Annotated in this window: 4 protein-coding genes; 1 reads left to right on the top strand and 3 read right to left on the bottom strand. The window is 72.5% G+C overall.

Annotated elements, in window-relative coordinates:
- A partial coding sequence (locus Q7W29_06570; protein MDO9171478.1) for a hypothetical protein occupies nt 1-251 on the top strand: 251 nt, incomplete at its 5' end.
- Nucleotides 252-315: 64 nt separating this feature from the next.
- On the opposite strand, the gene Q7W29_06565 is transcribed toward Q7W29_06570, so the two are convergent.
- The 3 genes from Q7W29_06565 to Q7W29_06555 form a co-directional block, all read right to left on the bottom strand.
- Nucleotides 316-924 carry a flavin reductase family protein gene (locus Q7W29_06565; GenBank protein MDO9171477.1) on the bottom strand — a complete coding sequence of 203 codons (609 nt, stop codon included), beginning with the start codon at nt 922-924 and terminating at the stop codon, nt 316-318.
- The gene (locus tag Q7W29_06560; protein MDO9171476.1) at nt 921-2,078 is read right to left on the bottom strand and encodes a homogentisate 1,2-dioxygenase; all 1,158 of its coding nucleotides are present in this window, start codon (nt 2,076-2,078) and stop codon (nt 921-923) included. Before Q7W29_06560 ends, Q7W29_06565 begins: the two co-directional genes overlap by 4 nt.
- 1 nt (nt 2,079) lies before the next feature.
- On the bottom strand, nt 2,080-2,528 hold a 449-nt coding region (locus Q7W29_06555), incomplete at its 5' end, for a fumarylacetoacetate hydrolase family protein (GenBank protein MDO9171475.1).

Raw genomic sequence — 2,528 nt, 5'->3', positions numbered from 1 at the left:
GGTGCAAGTACCCCTGCACGGTCGGCGACGAGTGGAGCACGTCCGGGCAGGGCGCGGTCGTGAACTGGGAAGTGATCGCGACGAGCGAGAGCGTCACGGTGCCCGACGGCACCTACGACTGCATCCACGTGCGCGGCACGGTCGAGGGCAGCGTCACGCCCGCCGACCACTGGTTCGCGGTCGGCGTCGGCGAGGTCAAGATGACGCACGGCACGGTGCTGATGGAGCTGACGAGCAAGTACATCCAGTAGCGGATCGCCGCGGAATCGACACGGGGGGCCCGACGCGGGTCCCCCTCTTCATGCAGTCATGCCGTCATTTCCGCTCCAGCTCGAACCTTCGCCCGAGCGTCGTGTACTCGCTGCCGGCCAGGCGGCCCACCGGGCGCAGCAGCGCGGTGTCGATGCGGCCGTCGTGGAGCAGGTCGTCGCGGACGTGGAAGCGCAGCACCTCGCCCAGGACCAGCGCGCCGCCCCCCGCCCCGTCGGCGCCCACCTCCACGATCTGCAGCAGGCGGCACTCCAGGCTCAGGGGCGACTCGGCCACGCGCGGGGCCTTCACCGCCTCGCAGGGGACGGGCGTGAGGCCGGCCTCCGCGAACTCGCTCACCCCGGGGGCGAACTCGCGCGCGGTCTCGTTGGCCCGCGCCACGTTGTCCTCGTCCACGATGTTGACCACGAACTCGCCGGTGGCGCGCACGTTGCGCAGGGTGTCCTTCTCGGCGCCGTCCGCGAACCGCCGCATGGGCGCGAAGCAGACCACCGGCGGCGCGGCGGCCACCCCGGTGAAGAACGAGAACGGCGCCAGGTTGGGCCGGTTCTCAGCGTCGACGGTCGACACCCAGGCGATGGGGCGCGGCAGGATCGAACCGATCAGCAGCTTATAGGCGCCGCGCAGGTCCAGCGTCGCGGGATCGATGATCATGCACCCTCCAGCCAGCTCAGGGGGTAGGCGGGGTCGTCGGCCGCCAGGGCGTCGCGGGCCACGCGCAGCGGGGCGAAGGTGTCGACCATCACCGCCAGCTCGCCGGTCTCCTTCGCGCCCAGCGACTTCTCGATCAGGCCGGGCTGCGGCCCGTGCGGGTAGCCCATGGGGTGCAGCGTCAGCGACTCGGTTACGATCCCGCGCCGGCTCATGAAGTTGCCCTCGACGTAGTAGAGGATCTCGTCGCTGTCGACGTTGCTGTGCGCGTACGGGATGGGCACGGCCTCGGGGTGGAAGTCGAACAGGCGCGGCACGAACGAGCAGACCACCAGGCCGGGCGCCGTGAAGGTCACGTGCACCGGCGGCGGCAGGTGGACCTTGCCGACCACGGGCATGAAGTCGTGGATGCTGAAGGCCCAGGGATAGCAGAAGCCGTCCCAGCCGACCAGGTCGAAGGGGTGGTGCGCCAGCGTCGTCTCCTGGACGCGGTCGCGCAGCTTCACCAGCACCGCGGCGTCGCCGGGCTCGTCGACGGGGTCGCGCCAGCGTGGCGCCCGCAGGTCGCGCTCGCAGTAGGGGGCGTGCTCCATGAGCTGGCCGTGGTCGCTGCGGAAGTGGCGCGGCACCTGGACGGGCCCGCGCGTCTCGACCACGAACAGCTTCACGCGGCCCGGGGCGCAGCGCAGGCGGTGCGTCGTGCCGCGCGGCACGACCAGGTAGTCGCCCGGCCCGAAGTCCAGGTCGCCGTACATGCTCTCGAGCGTGCCCGCGCCGTGGTGGACGAAGACCAGCTCGTCGGCCAGGGCGTTGCGGTAGAAGGCCGGCTGGTCCTGCACGGGCTCGCAGGTCGACACGACGAGGTCGTCGTTGAAGGCCAGCACGCGCCGCCCGAACACGGGGCAGCCGCCGGCCGGCAGCCGCGACGTGAACACGTGGCGGTGGCGGTGCGGCTCGTCGGCGGCGGCCAGCAGCGGCAGCGGCCGCAAGGCGCCCACGCCGCGCACCGCGGTCGGCGGGCGCAGGTGGTAGGCGTTGCTAGCGACGTCGGAGAAGCCCTCGCGGCTGACCAGCTCCTCGTAGGTCAGCCGGCCGCCGACGCGGTGCTGCACGTGGCGCTTGTTGGGGATCTCGCCCCGGGCGACGTAGTGCGGCATCTCACTCCTCCCCCGCGGCGCCGGCCACGGTCGCGGCCAGGATGCCCAGCCCCTCGATCTCCAGCTCGATCGCGTCGCCGGGCTGCAGCCAGCCGCCGGCCCGTTCGGGGCGCAGCTCCAGGATGCAGCCGGAGCCGACGGTCCCCGAACCGATCACCTCGCCGGGGTGCAGCGTGACCCCGCGCGAGGCGCGCGCCAGCATCTCGCCGAAGGACCAGTGGATGTCCCGCCAGTTGCCGCGCGAGATCTCCCGCCCGTTGCGCCGGGCGCACATCGCGAGGTCGTAGCCCTTGCCGAGGCGCCGGTCCGCGATCTCGTCCGGGGTCACGAGCCAGGGCCCGAGGCCCGTGGCGAAGTCCTTCCCCTTGGCGGGCCCCAGGCCCACCTTCATCTCGGCCCGCTGCAGGTCGCGGGCGGACCAGTCGTTCAGCACGCAGTAGCCGGCGATCG

Source organism: bacterium (assembly GCA_030654305.1).
Taxonomy (GTDB): Bacteria; Krumholzibacteriota; Krumholzibacteriia; order LZORAL124-64-63; family LZORAL124-64-63; genus PNOJ01.
Note: the sequence above shows the minus strand (reverse complement) of the source record. Positions and strands in the feature narration are given on the sequence as shown.